The organism is Paenibacillus sp. BIHB 4019, from assembly GCF_002741035.1.
GTDB lineage: Bacteria > Bacillota > Bacilli > Paenibacillales > Paenibacillaceae > Pristimantibacillus.
In genome coordinates this window covers 1,894,102-1,917,627 of record NZ_CP016808.1, presented here as the reverse complement: position 1 = coordinate 1,917,627, position 23,526 = coordinate 1,894,102, and the positions used below count along the sequence as shown (strand labels likewise).

Below are 23,526 nucleotides of genomic sequence, written 5' to 3'. Positions count from 1 at the left end.
AAAGCGACAACTATACTTTTAATTATTTTGAAAAGGGGATGCAGGCATAATGGTGCAGTATAACGTTTCACCGCTTGTAAAGAGCTTGCCCGCTTCGGGCATTCGCAAGTTTTTCGATATGGCCGGGCAGGATGAAAATATGATTTCGCTGGGCGTGGGCGAGCCGGATTTTGCAACACCGGAGCGCGTGCGCGCCGCGTGCATACGAGCGCTGGAAAGCGGTCAGACGATGTACACGCCGAATGCCGGACTTTTGGAGCTGCGCGAGGAAATCGCCCGTTATTTGGCGAGCAGCTTTGCATTAAATTATGAGCCAAAGGATGAGATTCTCGTGACGGTGGGCAGCAGCGAGGCGATTGATCTGGCGATGAGAACCTTGATTTGTCCGGGCGACGAGGTGCTGATCCCAGTTCCAAGCTATATCGCTTATTCGCCCATTGTAGCGCTGCAGGGCGGCAGTATTGTTAACGTTGAGACGCATGAGCAGGAGCAATTCAAGCTAACGGCACAATCGCTGCGGGAAAAAATCACCCCGCGCTCCAAGGTGCTGCTGATCAACTATCCGAACAATCCAACGGGTGCAGTCATGTCCTATGAGGATTGGCTCCCCATTGCCGAGCTGGTGAAGGCGCATAATCTGATCGTCGTCTCTGATGAGGTATACGCGGAGCTGACTTATGAAAGCCAGCATGTGAGCATCGCATCGCTGCCTGGCATGCAGGAGCGGACGATCGTCATAAATGGCTTCTCGAAAGCTTTTGCCATGACAGGCTGGCGTATTGGCTATGCCTGCGGCCCTGTGGAAATTATTTCGCAAATGCTGAAAATTCATCAATACACGGCAATGTGCGCGCCTATTATGGGACAGATTGCTGCTCTGGAATCGCTGCGCAGCGGATTGGCAGACAAGGATGCAATGAAGGGGGCTTACAAGCAGCGCAGGGCGATGTTCGTGGGCGGCCTGCAGCAGCTGGGGCTTTCCTGCCATATGCCGGAAGGGGCGTTTTATGCTTTTCCATCCATTGCCCATACGGGACTAAGCTCGGAGCAGTTCGCCTTCAAGCTCATGAAGGAAGCGGGAGTGGCCGTCGTGCCAGGGCATGTTTTTGGCCCGGGCGGTGAAGGGCGCATCCGCTGCTCCTATTCGGTATCATCAGCAAAGCTGTCGGAAGCTTTGGAGCGAATGGGCTGTTACATGAGCCAGACGAGGCAGGCTGAACCGTTGCAGTTGCAGCAGTTGGAGCGGGTCGGTGGCTGATGGGAGCGGAAAGGGTAAAGAAAGGGCTAGGTAAGGAAGAGGAAGGGGAAGAGAGACGCTAGGCTTCTTTCCCTCCTCCGTAAACCATACAATGAAATTCCGCCGCGCCTTGCGGTGTCGGGCGGATATACGTGTCGGTAATACGGAAGCCTGCCTTCTCGTATACACGAATCGCGCGTGCATTCCAGGTCAGCACCTCCAAATCCAGCTCGCTATTAGGAGCGCGGCGGCAAGCCTCCTCTACCAGCAGCGCCACAAAGGCGGTGCCTGAGCCCCTGCTGCAAAGCTGTGGGTGAAGACCCAGCCCAAGCCGCAGCACTTCTTCCCCTAGCGGGAAAAACTGTGCAAAACCAGCGAGTTCCCCGCGGTCATCTAAAATAGCCGCATATTGCCTCTGGCGCAGCTCCGGATCACCAAACTCCATTTCGGCTTGCTCCATAACCTCCCATGCGGGCCATTGATAGATGCCGTAAGGCGGCTCATACCGCCAATCGCACAACTGCCGGGCATGGGAAGTATCCATAGCGGCTATCTTCCAGCCAAATGGCGGCTGGGCACCAGCAGGAGCAGCACTTGTTTTTGTCATCCTTACACAATCTCCTTATAAATCTCAATCGCGCGGGCGCGTGAAGCTTTCAAATCAACGATGGCATGCGGCTGCGGCAGGTGGATTTGCTTATCAGGCAGATGGGCAAGCTCCGGCAGCCAGCGTCTAATGTAAGTGCCGCTCGGATCATGTGCTGCGGACTGCGTAGCCGGATTCATAATGCGAAAATACGGCGCGGCGTCGTAACCAAGCGACGAGCTCCAAAGCCAGCCGCCTCGGTTCAGCGTATGATCATAATCGGCCAGCTGGCGGCGGAAATACTGCTCGCCCAGCGTAAACGGGCATAACAGATTTTTCGTCAAAAACATGGCGGCAACCATCCGCAGCCGATTCGGCATTTCTCCCGTTTCATTTAGTTGCTTCATAGCGGCATCAATAACAGGAATGCCCGTTTTTCCTTCGCTCCATGCCTCGAAATGCTGATCGCTCAGCGCAGATAAATCAAACTTCTGCTCATAGCGGTAGAAGTCCTCATTGTATTTTCCTTGATATAGAAAAAAATCCCGCCAAGCCAGCTGTCTAATCCACGCCTCGGCTCCAAACTGCTGCTGCGCCGCTTCGTAGGCTTGCCGTGCTGACAGCGCTCCCGTATTCAAATAACGCGCCAAATGGCTCGTCTGGCCGACTGCAAACTGATCGCGGCTGTCAGCATAGCCAGCCAGGCGGCGATTTAGAAACTGCTCCAGCGCGTCGGCTGCATGAAGCGTTTCTAAGGCAGCTGGATTGCCCGCCTCATGCGATTGCCCGCGTTGTATATTGTCAGCTAATTGCAGAAGGGCAGGTGCTGCCGAATGCTCCCGCGGCAGACTGAAGCGCTCTGCCATGCTGGCATCTATATTTTTCAGCGTATTAAGCTGCTGCAGTGTTGTCTCGCCCGCAGGGGAATAGTGGCTCTGCATAAAGGATTGCCACATGCGGTAAAACGGCGTAAATACCTTGTAAGGCTCACTGCGCCGGGAAAATGTATGGAGCTCCTCCAAATCGGCCAGCGGCGCATCTTCGAGCGGCATCCAGCGGCGTCCCGCTGCGCGTACAACCTGCTGTATAGCGTGGTCGCGTGCCCTTGCATAAGGCGTATAGTCCATGTGGACGACGACTTCTTCAATGGGATGTGCTTGCAGCAGCGCATCGGTAATAGCAGCGGGATCACCGTAAAGCACATGCAGCTGCTCGCCTGCCGCCTTGTATTGTTCCAATAGGGAGGCGGCCTGTGTCAGGAAGGTCCGGCCGCTGTGGCAAGAGAGCCGGTCGCCGTCCGCCAGAGCCGGATCTATAATGAGCAGATGAAAGCCGCGCTGCCCAGAGCGGCGCAAATAATCAAAACTGCGCAAATCGTTTGAACGCAGGTCTTTGCGGTGAATATATACATACATGGAAACGAGCCCCCTTGTGTCCGTGCCAGAAAACAGCAAAGCCGCAAGCGATTTGTCCGAAGACAAACAACTGCGGCTTTGCTGATTGAGACAGCAGCTTTTCGTTATGTAAGCGAAAAAAGCGTGGTCTGGCTCTATTGCTCGCTTGCGTACTTGTCGTAAGCGTCTTGGCTCATAACGCGTGTAGCTGATACGTAACGATCAGCATAATAAGACTCGCTAAGTTTGCTAATAATAACGCCTCTGCTCGAGGAAGCATGTGCAAACTTTCCATCGCCTACGTAAATACCAACGTGGGAGATGCCTTTGCCGCTCGTGTTGAAGAATACGAGATCGCCAGCGATCAGGTCACTCTTCTTCACTTCACTGCCATCGTTCGATTGAGCTTGGGAAGTACGGGAAAGATCGATGCCCATTTTGTCGAAAACATACTTCGTAAAACCGGAGCAGTCGAAGCCTTTCGTAGTTGTTCCGCCGCTTTGGTACGGTGTGCCGATCAGATCAGCGATAACACCATCCATCTTCGAACTCGCGAACACGCTGCCTGCTTGGAAAGCAAGCATTAATACAAGACCAACGAGTAGTGCAGTAACCTTCTTCAAAATTTGAAACTCCTTCCGGTGCCGACGAGGTTAGCTGTGGGGTTCGGTTGTGAAGGTTCCCTATGATTTCCAAGACACTTGAATCAAGCCGTCCAAGCATCGAAATCAATTCACCCAAAGTGGTTCCCCCGTATTTCTATACCTTTGCGGTATAAAAAATTAGGCTGGTTTAATTTTGCTCTGCGCTAATAATTCGGTTTTTTCATGTGATTTCCTTCTATATGAATGAATTTCTAATAATTCTCATGTAACCTTTTGGCTCAATTTTGCGTTAAAACAAGTTTCTTGCCTAATAAATGTTCGTTCTATCGCCGTTCTTGGGCAAAAAAACATTTTGTCAGTTTATATGATAAATAGGCAGCCAATATGCTAAGAATCGTGTAAATAGGCAAGAATTATAGCGTAAAATGAAGATTTAGAGAGTTTGTGCTAGGTCGGCATATAGGCTGGGAAGTAAATGGAGGCTTTGCCTGCAGGTCCAGGATAACGGCAAAAAACCGATTGCGGCCTTCTGGCCGCAATCGGTTTTTTTTATGAGAAGGACTTTAGAAAAATGAGAATACTAAATGAGAATTAGGTAGGGCTGCCCTCATTTTTCTAAGGGTCTCAGCTCTGCTTGGATTGCAGGCAATCGTATTGGGCAGCGAGCGTCCATACTTTTAACAAGGTGCGCAGCAGATGATAGGCTTGATGCATGATGAGTGCCAGCATGCCTGCCCAAGCATAGGAAAGCCCAGACACACAGAGCGAAGCGGCAATAGCCAGCAGCCACATCAGCAGAGAGATGCCGGCATAAGGGAAAAGATTTCGGAGCGCATGGCCAAGCCAGCGCAAGGAGCCCGTGCCGGAGGCGGCGCCGAACTGCATAGCGAGCAGCAGCAGGTGAACGAGGAAGCTCCATAGCAGCCAGCCGCCAAAGCCCGGCAGCGTGCCTTGCAGCAGCTCGCCTAGCGAATGGCCCTCCATAAGCAGCTTGAAGGCGCGAGGCAGCAGGAACCAGCCGGGTGCGAAAATAAGCAGCGTGCGCAGCCAATAGAGCAGCGTCACGGGCTTCCAAGCTTTGCGAATGCCTTGAAGAAACTGCGTTTCGCCTATTTCGCCCATATGATGCAGCGAGTAGAGCAGCCCCGCATTGAACAGCGGCGTCAGCAGCATGCGGGCGGCGAACAAGCCGCCCAGAAGCCACAAATAAGGATTGATCAAATCCGTCTTCGTCAATTGAAACTGGGCCTCGCTGAAGAACAGCGACACGGCCGAGTCAGACGGATGCTGGAGCGGAAAGCGCCGCAGCAGCGGCAGTACAGTCATATCAACAAAACGGTAAAGGAAAAGTCCCCATAATAGCTGGTAAAGGAATAACAGAATGACGATATAGAAATGGCGGATAGCGAGCCGCCAGCCTTGCTTCATATGCTGCTTCATTTTTCAACCTCCTCTCTACCAGCCTACGGATCCGAGCAAGCCTTCAATGAGCTTCGTCAAACCGAGGCTCCATCGAATGCGCGACTGCTCGGGCACTTCTGCGCGCATAAAATTGTTAATATGCTTGTTGTCCAGCACATTGCTGTTTTTCGGGTCAACCGCCACCCAGGCAAGCGGAGCAGCATGCACAACCTTATACTGGATATGCGACTCGGCGGCATCCCATGTTTTCGAAATCTTTTCGCCGTCTGTAAAGGAGAATATAAGCGGGATTGGCCCATTTTGCCCGCCATTGCGCTTGATCAGCACCGTAGACTCGTACTCCGTTTGGCCATCCTGCTCCACTTCATTCACTCGAATAGCCTCTACTGAAAAATCCGCCATCAGGCTGCCATATACATACTGGTGGAAATAGTCCTGCCATTTTTCCTTCGTAACCTGCTCAACGACACGCTGGAAATCAGATGTGGTTGGATGCTTGAATTTGTATTTTTGAAAATATGTGCGCATAATTTTTGACATCGTCTTTGCTCCGACCTGCTTCTCAATGCCGACCAGCACAAGCTTGGCGCGCATGTATACATTTTCCGCATACTCATCGCTGTTGTGATAAGCCCATGAAGGCTGCTTCAATGGGGCAGGGGCCGTAATATAGCTGGCTTCCATAGCCAAGTTAGGCTCAACGCCATAGGCGTTCTCCATCACCTTATCCTCGGCATAAGAAGTAAAGCCTTCGTCGAGCCACGCTTCTTCGAACTCGTTCGATGCAACCATCCCGTACCAATACTGATGGCCAATCTCATGCACAACGGTGCGCTCTAGGCTGTAGCCAGGGTTATCGGATTCAGCCGCTAAAGCGGTCACGAGCGTTGGATACTCCATGCCGCCTGCGCCATTCGCACCCTTCGGAGGAACGATAATGGACAGCGTCGAATACGGATAATCGCCGTACCACTCCGCGTATTTGGACAGCGCTGATTTTGCTGCATGCATATAGCGGTCTTTCAGTCCTTCGTGGGCAGGGTCCAAATAAAGCTTAATGCGTACACCCGGAATACCCGTTCCTGACAATGTGTCCTCCGCATATATGAAGTCCGGCGAGGCTGACCAAGCAAAGTCATGCACGTCTTCGGCATAGAACTGATAGGTGCTTGTGCCATTTTGCGTCACAGCTTCCTTGGTCTGAATGCCGGTAGCAGCGACCGCAAAGTTTTCTGGCACTGTAATCTGGGCGCTGTACAAGCCAAAATCGCTGTAAAACTCCGAATCGCCATGATACTGGTGGACGTTCCAGCCTTCATTCGTTCGGCCGCGTGTGCCAGCCAGTTCATAAACAGCAAGCTTCGGAAACCACTGGCCCGCCATAACAAAGTTCCCGGAATAGCCCATGCGAGCGAACACCTCGGGCAGCTTGACCTCATAGGTCATGGAGAGCGTTACGGATTTGCCCGGTGCGACTGGAACCGGAAGATTGAGCTTCGTCAGCGTATAGTCATCTGTATTTCCGTCATCGGGCTGAACATAATGCAGACGGGGAAGCAAGCTCTCGCCCTCCAGCGTTTGCAAGGTAAGCAGCTTCATATAGCCTTGGCTTTCGGCCGTGGCCTTGTCACCCCGCAGCTGACCGCCAGACTCGCGCATGAACGTCGACTTTTCGGACTGAAAGGCATTGGGGTACAGATGAAAATACAGCTCGGACACCGTTTTTTTGCCTGGGTTCGTCCAAGTTACGGTCTGAGAGCCATCCAAATATCGGATATCCTCCCGAAGCGCCACTTGCATGTTGTATTGGACGACTCTTTTGCTAAGCGTCTGTACCGTTTCAATCTGGGCAGGGTCGGGCTGTGCTGGCGCTGCCGGGGCAGGCGGCTTGGCCGTTTGCGGAGCAGCTTGCTCTACTGCTGCTGTCGTGAGATCGGCAATGCCAATCGGGTCTGTGGCGCCAGAGGCGTACGTATACTGGGATAGCCAAGCGTTGCCGAAGCCATGATGCAGCGACAGTCCGAGCAGGACGGCCGAGAGCATAATGAGCGCGATTCGTTTGAAAGGTCCTGGAGTCATTGAACGTTTCCCTCCCGTTGACAAGCATCTACAGCATGTATATGTCGGCTTGTACCGGAATAGTCTTGCGGATTTTTGCAGCGATGCTGTTGAGGGCTTGCAAAGCGGCAGCCGCTGGCGGATTCGGCAGGAATTTGTGCCGTGTGCGCTTGTGTTATTGGGGAAAAACGTTCAAAATGGAAAGGAGAGATTGGCTGCAAGCTGCTGCGGCAGTACAATAGATGAAATGTGACGAGAGGACGTGTACGAACGGATGGAACAGCAAGGACAACCGGAGAAAAAAGAAAAGAAATCACTCGCGCTTAACGTCGTGAGCAACAAACAGCATAAAGGCTTTGGTGCAGGCACCATCGACCTAAGCCAAGTATCCTGCGTTATTATTGATGCGGGCGTCGCTTATATCGACGACGGCGCGATGCATGCCAAGAGCAAGGTAGAGCGCGGCATCAAGTTTTCTCCTAATAAAGAGGATACGCCTAATGGCCGCCAATGCTGGATTGTATGGGTTGCGGTAGAACGCGGAGAGAACGGCACGAACTACGCTGGCGCAACCGCTTGCGAAATGTGGATTGACACGGAAGCACGCCGCGGCTGGAAAATTCTCGCTGACCATGTCAACAAGCTTGATCATGCGATTAAGCGCCGCTACAACTTGGGCGAGCTGGGTGCGGAAGAAAAGGCTGCGTTCCGCAAGCTGTTAATCGAGCATAATGAAGAATGGTGGACCAATTCCTCTGATGAGCTGAAGCAGGCTTTGGAGGCATAAGGATACATCCGCTTGTTTAGATGGAAATTACGATTTATTAATATGATAATTGTACAGGATAGAGGCGTTCGTAACTTGAACGCCTTTTTTGTTATAGTTGTGCGTAAATACAAGACATTTTATATTAATAAGGATGGTGACTTACGAGATTGCACGTCTTTTAACCAATATTGCGCAAGGAAAGTATGGAATGTTATAAAAGCTTCTTTCTGATTGTTATTGAAGCTGTGTGTCAAGTTACCAAGGAGGTATAACCTATGGAAATTATCTTGACTAATTTAATTTTTATGTTTATAATCAGGTGTATACACCTGATTATATAATCATCATACGCATTTAATTAGCTTGCAGATGTTGACTTATTCCTGTGATTGTGGTATCATCTAGTGTATACACTAGATGATATTTAATAAGTTATGGAATGAGGTCTGATATGCCACGCCCTAATCGGTATCAGATTATGGATCTCTACAAGTCAGAAATTGAATTTGTACTTCAAGAATTGAAAAAAAATATTTTCAGCATTTCTGATATAAATTTTGTTCTTTTTTCCAATCAATATAAATGGAAATTACCTGCTTCAACAACAACCGAAGAATTTATAGAGTTTCTTGTTGAGCGAAGAAAAATCTTGCGCCAAGTCGTAATTATTTTAGGTGGTAGAGAAATAATTAGATATGTATTAACTAACAGCCAACTGGATCACACTGAGTTTGCTGTTTCTTTATTTTCCAATCTGTATTTAAGCCATTATTCCGCAGTTACTTTACATGATTTGACTAATGAAATTGTAAAATCTATTTATGTAAACAGGGAACAATCTGAAAAAAAAGGGGCGCCTTCCGGGGTGTTATTACAGCAGAATATAGATCAGGCATTTTTAAAGCCTATGCGACAAACAAATAATTTTTTTGATTTTGAGAGTCGTCGTATATATGTCTTGAATGGCCGCTATACAAATCAATTGGGAATTATAGATAAAAATGGGTTTAAAGTTACGGATTTGGAGAGAACTTTGATTGACATTGCAGTACGACCAGATTATTCCGGTGGCGTTAATGAAGTATTGAACATTTATAGGCGCGCTAAGGGCTTAATTTCTATAAATAAAATGCGGATGTATATTCAGAAATTAAAATATATTTACCCATACCATCAGCCAATTGGATTTTACCTAGAGTTAGCAGGGTACAATGATACTGCGCTTAAATTAATGTCAAATATACCAATGGAACATGATTTTTATTTAACCTACAATATTATTGAAAAAGCATATTCTAGTCGTTGGAAGCTATATTACCCTCGAAATTTATCTTAATTACTCTAAGAACCGCTTGAATTGTTCAAGCGGTTCTTAGTTTATGCAGCAAGTATATGCAATTTGTTTTTATATAAAAGATCTACTACATAGTTGAAGTAAAAATCAAAGCCTTTGAATTCTGAGCCAACCACACTGTCTCTTAGTTTGTTTTCATCTTGCTTATGAAACTCAAGTGTATCTGGAATTTTGGCAATTAGTTCAATGGGTACGTTTTTAGCTTGGAAGCAAGCTTTTAAATGGCGTATAGTATCTGGATGATTAAAGTCGATATGTATTAATGAACTTTCTAATACCGTGTAGATATCAAAAAAATCTCTAGGTCGTGCTTTTCCGAAATTCTCTTCTTTTCCAATACTAACATTATATTCGGCCATCTGTTGGCACACGGCTCTTATTTTTTCTAAAACAATAAGTGTTGGCGTATAGATGGGGACGATATATCCATCAAGTTCTGCCATTGTAATATCCCCTAGATATTCATGCATTCCAAAATCTATTGTTATATTTTTCTTTGTATCGCTGACTGTAATTGATTTATTCATCAACCAAATAGGCTCATTCTTATGCGCTTCAAATTTGTCATTTTCAATGACCTTGAAATTGGCTTCATATCCTGCCCAGAAATAGGGGGTTTTTGGAGTTCTTATTTTAGGCTTGGATATCATTTTAACGTCGAATACTTTATAGCCATTATCAAAAAAATTCCTGGAAAGTACGAGTTCGAGGCGTTGACGTACTTCCTCTAAGTCGTTAAGGCCAATGCTTTCAAAATCCTGAGACATGGAAAAATCTAAATCAATTGAAGCGCGGGAGTTCATGCCATATCCAATATCTAAGGCATTTCCACCCTTTAAGACCAGAGTATCAAGGAGATCATCATCTGAGAAAAGAGCGATAATAGTCAAAGTTCTAAAACGTCGTAATTCTTCCAAAGATAAGGCCACTAGTAAATCCCTCAACTTCCTGATTTTCGACATGTATCTACATTTTCTCACATATAATAGTGCTTTGTGAAGCCTCTTCTAGTATTTTCTTCTCGCGAAAATTACATCATTTAATACATTAGAAGCACAATAATCTTTTTTGAAATAAGGTGCAGGGGAACGCCATGGTTATGGCGTCTAATATAAAGGGAAGGGGGAGAGAGAGATTCAAGATGAAGCATGGTTAATAGCGCTCCGCGACGGCGGGCCTGCGGAATTCCAGTCATTCGTGCAGGAATATGGCGCTCATATTTATAAAACGGTTTATGCTGTGCTTCATTCGCCGCATGATGCGGAGGATGTTACCCAGGAAGTGCTGCTGCAAATTCACCGCTCTCTCCCCGAGTGCAGGCTGGAAGGCTTTAAAACCTGGGTGACCCGCATTGCTGTAAACCGTGCGATTGATTGGAAGAGGAGCAAGGCGCGCAAGCCGGAAGAACTGAGCGAATATGTGGACAATCTGGGACCCGGCACCGATGGGCAAGGAACTGCGATGCCTGCGGAGCGCGCTGCGATCGAGCGCGAGGAAAAACGCTACATACGAGAACAGGTCGAGCAGCTCCCGGACAATTATCGTGAAGTTGTAAATGCCTTTTATATAGAACAGAAATCATACGAGGAAATTTCGTCCTCAACCGGACTGGAGCGCAAAAGTGTAGAATCGCGCCTATACCGGGCTAGAAACTGGATTAAGCGGCACTGGAGAAGGGAGGACTTTGAATGAGTCATCATGAGGAATACAAGGTTGGCGAGAGTTCAAGGACGCAACAGCAGGGCAAGCAGGTTGAACAGCCCGTAGAACAACCCATAGAACAGCCCATAGAACAGCTGAAAATGCCAATGACGGATGAAGCATCCTCAGCATCCAAACATGTGCATCATTTGAATCATGTGGAGGCCTCCCTTCTGGAGCAGTACGTGGCGAATGTGCTTTCAGAGCCTGAACGCGAGCAGATCGAGCGGCAGCTTGCAGAATGCGACGAATGCTTAGAGCAATTTATGCTCGTGTTGGAGGCGGATATGGCGGGGAGCACCCCTATGTCTGTGGCTCATATAGCAGGAGCCGTTCCAGAAGCCAGTCCGTTAAATCAGGCGATTGAGCTTCCGGATTTTGAGCAGATGGGCCGCAAGCTCAGCAAGCAGCTGTTCGGAGCGTCGGAATCTGAAATACAGGAGCAGCTGTCCGTGCCAGGTCCGTTCCTTCAAGAGAAATCATACCGCCGCAGATCCTGGCTCCAGCATCCGGCAACCCACTATACCGCCGCGGCGGTCATTACCCTGCTGCTGCTCGGTACAGGCGTACTGAACAACATTTCGCAGGAGCTTGAAAAAATAGACCATAGCAGGCTGCAGCATAAAGAGGAGCAGCTCATCCGAGACAAAGAGCAGCGCGAGTCCTCCTGGTCGCAGCAAATGATGAACCGCACTTCCCTCTGGCTGGACGGCATCGCCTCCAAACGGTTTAAATAACGAATGATGAAGGAGAGATCAAGGAATGAATAGGGAGAAAAAGCCCCTTGTTGCGCTGCTGCTGTCCATGCTTCCCGGCTTCGGCCATGCCTATCTGGGGCGTCCAATACGATTCGTGTTATATGCGGCGGGAGGGTTCGGACCGCTAGGTCTGCTTGTATTGATTGCTATGGCGAGCTCTATTAATGACGATACAGCTTTTGTTCTATGCTTGCTGTCGTTTCTTTTCTGGGGCATCAATATGCTCGATATGATTGTAACGCTCATTGGCAGGCGGCAGCCGCATCCAGATGAGTCCGCCTATGGTGTGGGCGCACCTCCAAGACCAGATCAGATGTACAGCAACATGCCGCCGGGAGCGATGCGCACACAAGCAGATATCTTAACCTACAGCGAGCAGAAGGAGCGTACGAATACGCTGCTGCTCTCCATCGTTCCCGGTTTGGGCCATATGGCGCTTGGGCTGATGCAGCGGGGTATTGCCTTTCTCGTTGCATCCATCGGCTTATTCGCCGTTGTTATTTTTATATCGATGGTAACGGGAACAGGAGAGTTTCTTATTTTTCTGCTAGGCGTGCCCGTTATCTGGATTTACAGCATTTTTGATGCTTCACAGCAGCTGCATCGCAAAAAACGGGGCGAGCCCTTGGAGGATCGGCCGTTTTTCGAAGAGATGGAGGAGTACATGAACAAGGGGCGCAAAAATAAAGCGCTCGCTGCAACGCTGTCGCTCTTTCCCGGTGCAGGGCATCTATACCTCGGGCTTCAAACACGCGGCCTGCAAATTATGGCAGGCTTTCTCGCCTCCGTCTATTTAATGGATGCGCTGCGGCTGTCGATGTTTCTATTCCTGATGCCGCTATTCTGGTTTTTCGCTTTCTTCGATGTCATGCGGCAGCTTTCGACTGAACCGAAGGAAGGCTTAAAGGATCAAGCGATTATTACGCAGTTTGCACCTTATCAGCGCTGGATCGGCATCGGTCTGCTGCTGATCGGGCTGTATTTTATGGGTGATCGTGTTTTGGCCGATTACGCGGCGAATTATTTTCCAAGATGGTATGCCCAGTATCAAAATATAAAATATAATTTGCCAACCGCCCTTGTCGCTTTTGTCATGATCGCCGCGGGGCTGCGCATGGCATTTGGCAGAGGATTCCAACGAAATAAGGGGCTTCCCCCTAAAGATTGGACACCAACGGAATCGCTGCGGAAGGGGAAAAGCGAATGAAGCAGTGGCGTGTAGGCACGCTTTCGATGGGCGTTGCCTTATTATTGATGGGAATCGCTGTGGCGGTTTCCATCTGGAGCGGCACAGGGGCATACAATATGCTGCTGTGGGTGGCACCGCTTGTTTTTATTTTGCTCGGAGCAGAAATTTTATTGTACATTTGGTTTGCGGGCAGCGAACGGACGACGCTTCGTTATGATTGGATCAGCCTGTTTATTGTAGGGATGATCGGAAGCTTCAGCCTTGCGATGGCGGGCCTGATTTCAACAGGGATTTTGGACGAGTTCCGCGGGGCGATGCGCCAAATGGAACGGACGGCACTGATCGAGACGGCGCCTATTTCCGTGCCGGACAAGGTCGATAAAATCGTCGTGCAAGCGCTCCGTCCGGTAAGTGTAGATCAAGTAGACGGCGGAAAGGTGCAATTGCTGGGGCAGGTGCAGTACTGGGCTGCAGAGCCGATCGACACTTCGGAGCAGCTCGTTAGCACAAGCGTAGTGGGGTCGGTCATGTATGTGATGGTCGGCGAATTTGATCGGCATAACGGACCGATTCAGTCGAATATGTATAATGCTCAAATGACGCTGGTATTGCCAAAGTCTATCAAAATCGAGCAGCGCGGTTTTTAAGAACTCATCGATTATATAAAAAAAGAACCATAAAACGCTTGCTCCAGATAACAACCGGAGCAAGCGTTTTATGGTTCTAGCGGGAAAGCGGCAGCCAATCGAGGACGCGCTGGATATTGCGATCCCAGTAGCCCCACTCATGCATGCCCGGCTCCTCGTCATAGGTGAGAGTCAGCCCATACTCCTCCATTGCTGCCTTGAAGCGAAGATTATCTTCATATAGAAAATCTTCTGTCCCGCAGCATTGATAAAACTTCGGCTGCTGCTCAGGGGCAAGTTCAGCTGCAGAGGCTAAAAGGTTAAACAAATTGCTTGGCCCAGCCTCCAGCTTCTCTATGCTGCCGTACAACCGTCCAAACTCGCCTTCATCCGTATAAGAGAAGTCGGGATGCTGGAGCCGGCTGACAACATCAAGCGCGCCAGAAAGGCTCGCTGCAGCTGCAAAGCGCTCAGGATGATGCAGTCCCAGCTTGAACGCGCCATAGCCGCCCATCGAGAGGCCGGCGACAAAATTGTCTTCTCTGCGAGCTGATAGCGGGAAGAAGGAGCGGGCCACACGCGGCAGCTCCTCGCTGACAAAGCTCCAGTAGCGGCCTCCCTGCTCCATGTCTGCATAAAAGCTGCGATGCACGCCAGGCATGACGACAGCGATTCCTTTGCTGGAAGCATAACGTTCAATTGACGTATAACGCGTCCAGGCGGTATGGTCGTCGGACAGCCCGTGCAGCAAATACAGCACCGGATATTTGCAATCCGTTCCTTCCTTGCGGGAAGAAAGTTCAGCTAATGACGGCTGCGGCAAAATAACCGACATGCCGGTCGAGAAGCCCAGCTTTTCCGAGTAAAAATCACATTGAAACAAGGCCATTGCGATGGAACCTCCTTGTTAACACTCTTGATTGCCTATTCATATCGTGAAAGCTGCTGCGTTTATTTAATGCCGGAAATCGAATAATTCTCAATAATTTGCTTCTGGAAGAAAATAAATACGATAACGACTGGCAGTACCATGAAGGTGGAGCCTGCCATTTGCAAAGCATAGTTGCTGCCATGCTCGCCCTTAAGCAAAGCCAGCCCGACGGACAGCGTGTAAAGCTTCTCGTCATTGGCGATAATGAGCGGCCATAGGAAGCTGTTCCAGCCGCCGATAAACGTCAGAATGCCTTGAATCGCCAGAATGGCTTTGGAGATCGGAAGCACGATTTGAAAGAAGGTGCGGACTTCGCTTGCCCCATCTAACCGGGTCGCCTCCAGCAGCTCGTCGGGAATCGTAGACATAAACTGGCGGAACAGGAAGATGCCAAATGCGCCGACAAAGCCCGGAAGCACGATGCCGACCATCGTATTCGTCAGATGCATTTCATTGAGCAGCAGGTAAACAGGAATCATCGTTACCTGGCCGGGAATCATCATCGTAGCGAGTACGAGATAGAACAGCTTATCTTTGCCTTTGAACTTGAACTTGGCGAATGCATAACCAGCCATTGCGTTCAGGAACAAGCCGATAAAGGAGAAAAAGACAATCAGCAGCGTATTGCTTAAATACGTGCCAAAATGCATATTGACGAACAGATTGCTAAAGTTGTCGAACGTTATATTTTTCGGCCAGAGCGTAGGAGGAAGCTGTTTGACCTCGCTTTCCGTTTTGAACGCCGACATAATCATCCATACGAACGGAAGCATCATTACTATCCCGCCGCCAGTCAGCAAAATGCCGAGCAGCCATTGAAGGGCTGTGCCGCTTTTTGTTTTCGGTGCCATAATTATTCCCCTCTCCTTTCCTTAAACATCTGTTTCCTTGTTCTGGAACTTAAATTGAATGAGCGTAATGATGATAATGGAAATAAATAGTATAAAGGATCCTGCCGCAGCATATCCGAATTTGCTGTATTGGAAGCCGTTGTTGTAAATGAACAAGGCTACGGACATCGTGCCGTTAAGCGGCCCGCCTTTGGTCATAATGAGCGGCTCTTCAAAAAATTGAATCCAGCCAATCATCGTGGTGATGGAAACGAAGAAAATAGCATAACGCAACAGCGGAAGCGTAATTGTCCGCATTTGCTGCCAGTTGCTAGCTCCGTCAATTTGCGCAGCTTCATAATAAGAGCGTGGAATGCCCTTGATAGCTGCGATAAAAATAAGCATATTCAGACCGATCGCCCGCCATAAGGCAAGAATGATCAGCGAGATTTTAGCGATAATCGGATGCTGGAGCCACTGGACATCTGGAAGATGCACAAGGTTCAGCAAATAGTTGAACAAGCCAAGCGATGGGTTGTACAAATAAGTCCATACGACCGCAACGGCAACGACGTTGGTTACGGACGGCAAATAGTAAATAACGCGGAACGTTGTAAATACTTTTGATTTGCCGAAGTTAATCAGCAGCGCAATCGCTAGCGACAGGGCGATAACGGATGGAACGCCAATAATGACATAATAAAGCGTGTTGGTAATCGCTTGGAGAAATAAGGGATCAGTCAATACGTCCAAGTAGTTTTGCATGCCCACAAATGAAATGTTGGATACATCGGCAAGGCCGGCGAGATCCATATTTGTGAAGCTGATGACCAGCGCAATAACGATGGGCAGCAGGGAGAACATAGCGAGCAAAATCAAAGTTGGCGCAATAAAGAAATAAGGGGTTTTATTATTCAATATGCCTTTCATCGGCTAAGTCACATCCTTTAAATTTACGCTTGAGCGCAAATGGACAATAATAGGGATAACCGGCAACCCTACCCAAAAGCAGCTGCCGGCTAAAAGATTATTTAATTAATTTTTCGGCTTCAACGTTCAAAGCGTCCATTTCCGTCTGTACGTCAGCGTTAGCGCGATAAATTTGCTCAAAGTGTGATACATATTTTTGCGAAATTTGGTCATAAGCGGTTAGAGCTGGCGTTGCTTCAGCATGCTTAAGCTGCTCCCCAATGACTTGAAGGTTAGGATCAGCAGTCATGGAAGCATCCTGCCATACGCTTTGTACAGCTGGAAGCGCGTCGGACAGCTCTTTCCATTTCAACTGAACTTCTGGTTTGCTCATGTAGGCAATAAACTTAACTGCTGCTTCTTGGTTTTTGCTGTATTTGAATACAGTCAGATCAGAACCGCCAAGAATCGAGTTGTTGTTCGCCGAACCGGATGGAAGAACGGCTGTTGCCCATTTGCCATCGATATCAGGCGCTTGCTCTTTAATTGGCTTGATCATCCAAGGTCCGCTGATGAACATCGGGATAACACCGTCGCCAGCAAAGCCTTGAACGGCATCAATGCCAAGATCTACAGGAGAAAGCTTCTCTTGATAGAAGCTGCCTACATATTTTACAGCGTCAACGAATTCCGGTTGATTGAACAAAGGTTTATTTTGCTCATCAAAAATCTTGGAACCGTTCTGGCGGGCAAACATAATACCCAGCGTCGGCTCGCCTGGAACGAGGTCAATGCCGTATTTGCCTTCGCCGCGTGCAGTCAGCTTCGTTGCTGCATCCTTCAGCTCATCCCAAGTAGCAGGCGCTTTGTCATAGCCTACTTCTTTCAGCAGGTCAGTGCGGTAGAACAGGACGCGAGTTTCAGCATACCAAGGAATACCGAACGTTTTGCCATCAAATTGCGTTGTATTTACGATACCGTCGAAAAAGTTCTCCGGTTTAAATTCAGGATATTGGTCAATGTAAGGCGTCAAATCAAGCAAAGCGCCCGCATTTGCGAATTCCGGCATCCAGGAAGTACCCATTTGCAGCACGTCAGGACCGGATTTGGAAGCAACAGCTGTCAGCAGCTTGTCATGCGCCGAGCCCCAAGGAATAACTTGCACATCTACTTTAATGTTCGGATTGTCTGTTTCGAATTGCTCGGAAATCGTTTTGAGCGTCTGCTCTTGGTCGCCCATGCCCCAAACTTTAATGGTGACAGGCTGATCGCCAGTAGCGGCTTCGCCAGTTGTATTTGTATTATTGGATGAGCACGCTGTCAAAATACCTGAAAGCAGCATGGTGCTGATTAGTGCAGTTTTAACGGATTTATTAAACATTCCAAATCTTCCTCTCTTTAAGAAGCTGTAATTTTAAGATGCAGTGGCTTAAGTAAATGATGACTCTATTGTTGCCGGTTTATGCAATGGCGCTGGCATTAAAGCAGCTGGCTTCCTTCTGAACATATGCCTTTAGCGACATGCCTCCTCTCCCATATTCCTGAAAAGATCCCCTTAATATATAAGCCTTATGAAACATAGAAACGTTTCGATTTTAGATTATACGCGATTGCATCAGAAGATGCCAGTGACCATAGAAACGTTTCGATGTCATTATAAAACAGAATGTAATCGTATTCAACACATTTTTTTTGGCTATTGAAATTTGCTTCTGGAGCGTTAAAATGATAATAGAAACGTTTCACTTATATGAAATTCGGGTAATGGGAGCAATTGACGGGAAGTTGAAAACGTTCTATAATCCTTTTAGTTGTAAAATAGAAACGTTTCGATTGATTTCGGCAAATGCCGTCAATCTGCATCAACTTCGCTGGTATCAGCTGTTTATTATGCGTTTATTGATGAAAGCCTATGTATACGAATAAGCAAGCGTAAACGGCTGAAGCCGTCTTCTGGCGGCAATGCTACCGTTTCGCGGTGAAATATAAGCTGATTATAAGGGTGAAACTTATAAATTCTTATATTTTAAAAAAGTCAGGAAAGTGAGTGATGAACATGACAGCAGCAAGCACAAGCAGCTTTCGAGTAGAGGCCGGACCATTAGCATTCACCTTTCTCAGCAGCGGCGATCTTTATCAAATTACCCACAACAACACGATGATTAATCAGCTTCTATCCAATGCGGTAGACGGTTCACTAAATAATATATATTTGCGTTTGCATCGTGAATCGGGCATTTCGGCCTTTCCTCTGCTGGGTGTGCGTTCGAATAGCCGTGTCTCCTATAGTGCGAATCAAGTCGTATGGGCAGGAGAAGCGGAGGGCGTTCGTTACCAAGTTCGTTTCCTGCTGTCGGAAGCAGGCGTATGGTTCTGGGATATAAATGTAGTTGGCAATGGCGAGACGGTGGATGTGATCTACGGTCAAGATATCGGGCTGGCTGACCAAGCTGCTGTTCGCAGCAATGAAGCTTATCAATCGCAATACATTGACCACTCCGTATTTGAGGACGGGCAGCGCGGTTATGTCGTCTGTTCCCGCCAAAATATGCCGCAAAGCGGCAGCTTCCCTTATTTGCAGCAAGGGGCATGGACAGGGGCGGCTGGCTATTCGACAGACGGCTTCCAGTTCTATGGCTTGAGCTATAAGGAAACGGATATTGCTGAAGCATTGACCAAGCCATCATTGGCTAATGAAGTTTACCAATATGAATTTGCTTATACAGCTTTGCAAACACCGCTTGTTAAGGCGGACGGCGAGCAGAATGTTGTTTTTTACGGCTTGTTTAAAGCCAATCATCCTGAGGCTGTAACGTCGCTAGCCTTTTCGGCGGAAGTGCAGCAAGCGTGGGAGCAAGTGTGTGCTGCGCCTGCTTTACCATCGCAAGATGCGAATCCGGTACGCCAAGCGGAGGCTATTGGTTCCCCTTTACAAACCGTATCGATGACGGCGGAAGAGATTAACGGTTTGTTCCCTGAACGCTCGCAGGAGGAGTATGCGGGAGAGTCTCTGCTTTCTTTTTTCACTGCGACCCATGAGCATGTTGTATTAAAGGAAAAAGAACTGCTCGTTGAGCGTCCGCACGGCCATATTTTAATGACAGGCGGCAATGACCGCTTGCACACGAATGTGCTGACGACGACCTCGTATATGTACGGCCTGTTCAACTCGCAGCTGGTTGTAGGCAACACGACCTTCCACAAATGGGTGACGAATGCCCGCAACGCGCTGAATGTGCCGAAAACGTCGGGACAGCGCATTTATGTAGAGCTGGATGGCGTATATCGTCTGCTTACGATGCCGTCGATGTTTGAAATGGGCTTTAACTTTGCAAAATGGTATTACAAAACAACCGATGATCTCATCATCATTACGAACTATACAACCGTAGACACGCCGGAAGTCCGGATGCATGTTCGCTCGACAAGCGGAAGAAAGTACCGTTATCTGGTCACGAATCAAGTGTTGATGAATGATAATGAATATATTTTGCCATATCAAATGAACAAAAATCAGGAGTGGCTTGAATTTACGGCCGATTCGGCGGCGCTGAGCGCAAGTGTCTATCCGAAGCTTCGCTACCGTCTGCGTGTGGATGGAGCGGAGATGAACGTTGCGGATGAGCAAAAGCTCGTAACGGGAATGAAGTCTGGCGGCGCATCGCTAGTCGTTCTGGAGCTAGGCGCAAGCAGCGAATGGACGGCTACGGTGCAGGGCTTGCTGCAAGGCGAAGAGCTTCCAGCGGCAAACGTTAGCGTAGAGGATGCAGAAGTGCAGGCACAGGCTTACCGTGCTTTTTACAAGCGGGTGATGAATGGGTTTGAGCTGACGCAAAAAGGCGGCAATACCGCTGAAGTGGACAAGTTCAATACGCTGGCATGGTGGTACACGCACAATATGCTCGTCCATTATTCGGTACCTCACGGGCTGGAGCAATATGGCGGCGCTGCATGGGGTACACGGGATGTTTGCCAAGGGCCGACCGAATATTTTATGGCGATGCAAAATTACGGCGCAGTTCGCGAAATATTGCTGACGGTATTTTCCCATCAGTATGAGGAAGACGGCAATTGGCCGCAATGGTTTATGTTCGACAACTACGTGAATATACAGCAGGAAGAAAGCCATGGCGACATTATCGTATGGCCGCTCAAGGTGCTGAGCGACTATTTGACTGCAACACAGGATTATTCCGTGCTGGAGGAGCAGATCCCTTATACGACGAAAGAAGGTTTTGCTTTCACGCCGCATACGGCATCGCTGCTTGAACATGCACAGAAGGAAATCGCCTATATTAAGGGACATTTTCTGCATGACACCCATTTGTCCTCCTACGGCGATGGCGATTGGGATGACACGTTGCAGCCTGCCAACGCCCAGCTTAAGCAGTATATGGTGAGCAGCTGGACAGTAGCGCTGACGTACCAGGTGTTTACACATCTGTCTGCGGCTATGCAAACGCACAATAAAGAGTGGGCGGCAGAGCTCGGAGCATTGAGTGCGGGCATTGAAGCAGATTTCAACCGTTATATGCTGCAAACCGATGTTATTCCTGGCTTCTTGTACATGGAGCAGCCAGATAAAGCGGAACTGATGCTGCATCCAACGGATGCGGTAACAGGCATTCAATACCGCCTGCTTCCGATGACCCGCAGCATGATTGCTGAGCTGCTTACAGCTGAACAGGCCGAGTCGCATTATGCGCTAATCAAGCGCGAGCTTTACTGCCCGGATGGCGTCCGGCTGATGAACCGTCCGGCGAAATATACCGGTGGTGTAAGCACGCATTTCAAGCGCGCTGAGCAGGCGGCGAACTTTGGCCGCGAGGTAGGGCTGCAATATGTACATGCCCATATCCGCTATGTAGAAGCAATGGCTAAGCTCGGCAAGGTGGATGAAGCATGGAATGGGCTTACAATCATCAACCCGATTGGTTTGAAGGATGCTGTGCCTAATGCGGAGCTTCGCCAAAGCAATTCTTATTTCAGCAGCTCGGATGGCAAATTTAATACGCGTTATGAGGCGCAGGATCGTTTTGCACAGCTGCGTGATGGCTCTGCTCCGGTCAAAGGCGGATGGAGAATTTATTCCAGCGGACCAGGGATTTATATGAACCAGCTTATAGCAAACGTGCTTGGTATCCGCCAAGTGGAAAATAAGCTGATCGTTGATCCAGTGCTGCCACAGTCGTTGGACGGCCTGCAATTCGATTTCGAATATCAGGGCGCTCCGATTACCTTCGTTTACCATTTGAATGGTGATGGCGATGCGACTGTGAAAAGCGTGAAAATAAATGGTAATGAATTGGAAGCTGCATTCGGCTCCAATCGTTATCGCGCGGGCGGTTTGGAAATTTCTCCGCAGCTGGTGAAGCAGCATCAAACAGGCGAAAAAACGATTATCGACATTTTCATGTAAGGAACAGTGTACGGCGATTCGTTTCGGATCGCCGTATGCACATAAGTCGAGGCAACTTTAATCTGTTATGATATAGTTAATTAATCAGGAATATTTTAAAATATAAGTGTTTATAAGTTTAAATGCCTTTAATAGGCTTATATATAATCTCGGTTTCTATTTTTACGCGAAATGAGCTTTAATGCTGAAGGTAGCTAAAGCTGTTTACGCTTGAAATCTAAGGATAATAAGGAGAACCTCTTATTATCAGGCTTACATTTCTACGCGAAACGAGCTTTGCTACCATAGGTAGCTAAAGCCGTTTACGCTTGAAATCTAAGGATAATAAGGAGAACCTCTTATTATTAGGCTTACATTTCTACGCGAAACGAGCTTTGCTGCCATAGGTAGCTAAAGCCGTTTACGCTTGAAATCTAAGGATAATAAGGAGAACCTCTTATTATTAGGCTTACATTTCTACGCGAAACGAGCTTTGCTGCCATAGGTAGCTAAAGCCGTTTACGCTTGAAATCTAAGGATAATAAGGAGAACCTCTTATTATTAGGCTTACATTTCTACGCGAAACGAGCTTTGCTGCCATAGGTAGCTAAAGCCGTTTACGCTTGAAATCTAAGAATAATAAGGAGAACCTCATATTATCAGGCTTACATTTCTACGCGAAACGAGCTTTGCTACCATAGGTAGCTAAAGCCGTTTACGCTTGAAGCAACAGATTGGAGAGAGTGCAGTGGTCAGTATTAAAGATATCGCTAAGAAAGCTGGTGTCTCGATATCGACGGTTTCCTACGCGCTGAACGGCAGCCCGAAGGTGACAGCGGAGACATGCGCCAAAATTTTAGCTATAGCCAAAGAGTTGAACTACGTGCCGAACGCGGCTGCCCGTACGCTTAAGACGCGCGAGACTAAAATTATTGGCGTATATTTGACCGACTTCAGTGGGGCCTTTTATGGGGATTTGCTGCAAGGGGTGAATGAAATGCTGCACCGCAAAGGCTATGATACGATTGTATGCAGCGGCAAGCGTTCGCATCGCATGCTTCCAGAGCGGATGATTGACGGAGCAATTGTGCTTGATGCCACATTCGATAGCACAGAGCTGCTGCGGTACGCGGAGCTGGGTCATAAAGTAGTTGTACTCGACCGCGAGCTGAACCACCCGAATATTAATCAAGTGCTGCTTGATAACAAGGCAGGAGCTACACTGGCGATGGAGCATCTGCTGGATCGGGGCTTTCGCAAAATCTATGCGATTATGGGGCCGGAAGAGTCTTATGACGCAGGTCAGCGGCTGCAAGCGGTCAAGCAGGCGGTGGAGCGCTGCGATGATTTGACGTTTGAAGCAATTGAAGGCAGCTTCCGCAAGGAATCCGGCGAGGAAGCAGCTAAAAAAATATTGGCTGAATACACAGAGCCTGCTGCTGTTTTTTGCTTGAACGATGAAATGGCGATTGGCGTGCACAACTATGTATCCCAGACAGACTATGTCGTAGGCGAGCATATTCATATTATCGGTTTTGACAACGTGGAGCTGGCCTCGTATATGCAGCCAAAGCTGGCCACGATTGATTATTCCAAACATAAATGGGGAGCGCTTGCATCGGAGCAGCTCCTGAAAATCATAGCCGGAGAGCCGGTCGAGAACGAGCGGATTTACGTGACGCTGGTTGAAGGCGACTCTGTTGGCACAAATAAAGAGGCTAGCGCACAGCGCTAGCCTCTTTATTTGTTGCAAGGCAGA

At 48.4% G+C, this 23,526-nt stretch carries 21 protein-coding genes and 1 riboswitch; of the genes, 11 read left to right on the top strand and 10 right to left on the bottom strand.

Annotated elements, in window-relative coordinates; translation table 11 throughout:
- Positions 1–49: 49 nt before the first annotated feature.
- A complete protein-coding gene (locus BBD42_RS08100; protein WP_099517748.1) occupies positions 50–1,258 on the top strand; it encodes an aminotransferase class I/II-fold pyridoxal phosphate-dependent enzyme in 1,209 nt (402 codons plus the stop codon).
- 58 nt (positions 1,259–1,316) lie between these two features.
- Here BBD42_RS08100 and BBD42_RS08095 read toward each other — a convergent pair whose 3' ends face one another.
- From BBD42_RS08095 to BBD42_RS08075, 5 genes are all read right to left on the bottom strand, one after another.
- Positions 1,317–1,844: a GNAT family N-acetyltransferase gene (locus BBD42_RS08095; protein WP_099517747.1), complete on the bottom strand. Its 528-nt coding sequence runs from the start codon at positions 1,842–1,844 to the stop codon at positions 1,317–1,319.
- Positions 1,845–1,846: 2 nt separating this feature from the next.
- A complete protein-coding gene (locus BBD42_RS08090) occupies positions 1,847–3,238 on the bottom strand; it encodes a cryptochrome/photolyase family protein (protein ID WP_099517746.1) in 1,392 nt (463 codons plus the stop codon).
- Positions 3,239–3,372: 134 nt separating this feature from the next.
- A complete protein-coding gene (locus BBD42_RS08085) occupies positions 3,373–3,843 on the bottom strand; it encodes a C40 family peptidase (RefSeq protein ID WP_056035094.1) in 471 nt (156 codons plus the stop codon).
- A gap of 1 nt (position 3,844) precedes the next feature.
- Positions 3,845–4,016: riboswitch (cyclic di-AMP (ydaO/yuaA leader) on the bottom strand.
- A gap of 430 nt (positions 4,017–4,446) precedes the next feature.
- Positions 4,447–5,262 (bottom strand): hypothetical protein, encoded by an 816-nt coding sequence (locus BBD42_RS08080; RefSeq protein WP_099517745.1) that lies wholly within the window; start codon positions 5,260–5,262, stop codon positions 4,447–4,449.
- Between the two features lie 15 nt (positions 5,263–5,277).
- Positions 5,278–7,323, bottom strand: a complete 2,046-nt coding sequence (locus BBD42_RS08075) for a M1 family metallopeptidase (RefSeq protein ID WP_099517744.1) — start codon at positions 7,321–7,323, stop codon at positions 5,278–5,280.
- Here BBD42_RS08075 and BBD42_RS08070 point away from each other — a divergent pair.
- The 3 genes from BBD42_RS08070 to BBD42_RS08060 all read left to right on the top strand — a co-directional run bounded on the left by BBD42_RS08070 (position 7,304) and on the right by BBD42_RS08060 (position 9,407).
- Complete coding sequence (locus BBD42_RS08070) at positions 7,304–7,555, top strand: hypothetical protein (RefSeq protein ID WP_099517743.1); 252 nt, start codon at positions 7,304–7,306, stop codon at positions 7,553–7,555. The two genes, BBD42_RS08075 and BBD42_RS08070, sit on opposite strands and share 20 nt — an antisense overlap.
- Before the next feature lie 21 nt (positions 7,556–7,576).
- A complete protein-coding gene (locus BBD42_RS08065; RefSeq protein WP_056035079.1) occupies positions 7,577–8,089 on the top strand; it encodes a YwhD family protein in 513 nt (170 codons plus the stop codon).
- A gap of 433 nt (positions 8,090–8,522) precedes the next feature.
- On the top strand, positions 8,523–9,407 hold the full coding sequence (locus BBD42_RS08060; RefSeq protein ID WP_099517742.1) for a type IV toxin-antitoxin system AbiEi family antitoxin domain-containing protein: 885 nt from the start codon (positions 8,523–8,525) through the stop codon (positions 9,405–9,407).
- 41 nt (positions 9,408–9,448) lie between these two features.
- On the opposite strand, the gene BBD42_RS08055 is transcribed toward BBD42_RS08060, so the two are convergent.
- A complete protein-coding gene (locus BBD42_RS08055) occupies positions 9,449–10,354 on the bottom strand; it encodes a nucleotidyl transferase AbiEii/AbiGii toxin family protein (RefSeq protein ID WP_172455430.1) in 906 nt (301 codons plus the stop codon).
- A 268-nt stretch (positions 10,355–10,622) separates the two neighbouring features.
- Here BBD42_RS08055 and BBD42_RS08050 point away from each other — a divergent pair, with 268 nt between their 5' ends.
- The 4 genes from BBD42_RS08050 to BBD42_RS08035 are packed head-to-tail and all read left to right on the top strand — an operon-like array spanning position 10,623 to position 13,720.
- A complete protein-coding gene (locus BBD42_RS08050; RefSeq protein WP_099517740.1) occupies positions 10,623–11,117 on the top strand; it encodes an RNA polymerase sigma factor in 495 nt (164 codons plus the stop codon).
- On the top strand, positions 11,114–11,863 hold the full coding sequence (locus BBD42_RS08045; protein ID WP_099517739.1) for a zf-HC2 domain-containing protein: 750 nt from the start codon (positions 11,114–11,116) through the stop codon (positions 11,861–11,863). The genes BBD42_RS08050 and BBD42_RS08045 overlap by 4 nt, the downstream gene beginning before the upstream one ends.
- Before the next feature lie 25 nt (positions 11,864–11,888).
- Complete coding sequence (locus tag BBD42_RS08040) at positions 11,889–13,091, top strand: hypothetical protein (protein WP_099517738.1); 1,203 nt, start codon at positions 11,889–11,891, stop codon at positions 13,089–13,091.
- Positions 13,088–13,720, top strand: a complete 633-nt coding sequence (locus tag BBD42_RS08035) for a hypothetical protein (RefSeq protein WP_099517737.1) — start codon at positions 13,088–13,090, stop codon at positions 13,718–13,720. Before BBD42_RS08040 ends, BBD42_RS08035 begins: the two co-directional genes overlap by 4 nt.
- A 76-nt stretch (positions 13,721–13,796) precedes the next feature.
- Here BBD42_RS08035 and BBD42_RS08030 read toward each other — a convergent pair whose 3' ends face one another.
- The 4 genes from BBD42_RS08030 to BBD42_RS08015 form a co-directional block, all read right to left on the bottom strand.
- Entirely contained in the window at positions 13,797–14,588 is a 792-nt protein-coding gene (locus BBD42_RS08030; protein ID WP_099517736.1) for an alpha/beta hydrolase, read from the bottom strand.
- A gap of 62 nt (positions 14,589–14,650) precedes the next feature.
- Positions 14,651–15,481, bottom strand: coding sequence for a carbohydrate ABC transporter permease (locus tag BBD42_RS08025; protein WP_099517735.1), 831 nt, complete (start codon positions 15,479–15,481; stop codon positions 14,651–14,653).
- Positions 15,482–15,502: 21 nt separating this feature from the next.
- A complete protein-coding gene (locus BBD42_RS08020) occupies positions 15,503–16,390 on the bottom strand; it encodes a carbohydrate ABC transporter permease (protein ID WP_099517734.1) in 888 nt (295 codons plus the stop codon).
- Positions 16,391–16,487: 97 nt separating this feature from the next.
- On the bottom strand, positions 16,488–17,750 hold the full coding sequence (locus BBD42_RS08015; protein ID WP_099517733.1) for a sugar ABC transporter substrate-binding protein: 1,263 nt from the start codon (positions 17,748–17,750) through the stop codon (positions 16,488–16,490).
- Positions 17,751–18,094: 344 nt separating this feature from the next.
- On the opposite strand from BBD42_RS08015, the gene BBD42_RS08010 reads away from it, so the two are divergent.
- The 3 genes from BBD42_RS08010 (at position 18,095) to BBD42_RS08000 (ending at position 23,502) form a co-directional block, all read left to right on the top strand.
- Positions 18,095–18,295 carry a hypothetical protein gene (locus BBD42_RS08010; protein ID WP_099517732.1) on the top strand — a complete coding sequence of 67 codons (201 nt, stop codon included), beginning with the start codon at positions 18,095–18,097 and terminating at the stop codon, positions 18,293–18,295.
- A gap of 130 nt (positions 18,296–18,425) precedes the next feature.
- On the top strand, positions 18,426–21,788 hold the full coding sequence (locus BBD42_RS08005; protein WP_099521515.1) for a GH36-type glycosyl hydrolase domain-containing protein: 3,363 nt from the start codon (positions 18,426–18,428) through the stop codon (positions 21,786–21,788).
- Positions 21,789–22,515: 727 nt separating this feature from the next.
- Positions 22,516–23,502 (top strand): LacI family DNA-binding transcriptional regulator, encoded by a 987-nt coding sequence (locus BBD42_RS08000; RefSeq protein ID WP_099517731.1) that lies wholly within the window; start codon positions 22,516–22,518, stop codon positions 23,500–23,502.
- Positions 23,503–23,526 lie beyond the last annotated feature (24 nt).